Origin of the sequence: Pectobacterium peruviense, from assembly GCF_002847345.1 — a bacterium.
In the GTDB taxonomy this organism is placed as follows: Bacteria; Pseudomonadota; Gammaproteobacteria; order Enterobacterales; family Enterobacteriaceae; genus Pectobacterium; species Pectobacterium peruviense.
This window is the reverse complement of record NZ_LXFV01000053.1, coordinates 1-274: the sequence shown is the minus strand read 5'-3', so window position 1 is coordinate 274 and position 274 is coordinate 1. Positions and strand designations below refer to the sequence as shown.

2 tRNA genes are annotated in these 274 nt (G+C 51.8%); both read left to right on the top strand.

The window, feature by feature from the left end:
- Positions 1-21: 21 nt before the first annotated feature.
- A tRNA-Ile gene (locus A0G03_RS20610) sits at positions 22-98 on the top strand.
- Between the two features lie 42 nt (positions 99-140).
- Positions 141-216 (top strand) — tRNA-Ala (locus tag A0G03_RS20605).
- The last annotated feature ends 58 nt before the right edge of the window (positions 217-274 follow it).

Genomic DNA, 274 nt, shown 5'->3' with positions numbered 1-274 from the left:
AACGAGCAGAAATACCTTAATAGGCTTGTAGCTCAGGTGGTTAGAGCGCACCCCTGATAAGGGTGAGGTCGGTGGTTCAAGTCCACTCAGGCCTACCAACTCTTCCGTGAGTGGTATCTAAGGTAACTGTAAGTAGAGACGGGGTTATAGCTCAGCTGGGAGAGCGCCTGCCTTGCACGCAGGAGGTCTGCGGTTCGATCCCGCATAGCTCCACCATCACTACTCGGTATGATAAAAAAACATCAGAGTGTACCTGTTTGGGTGCACTGCGATG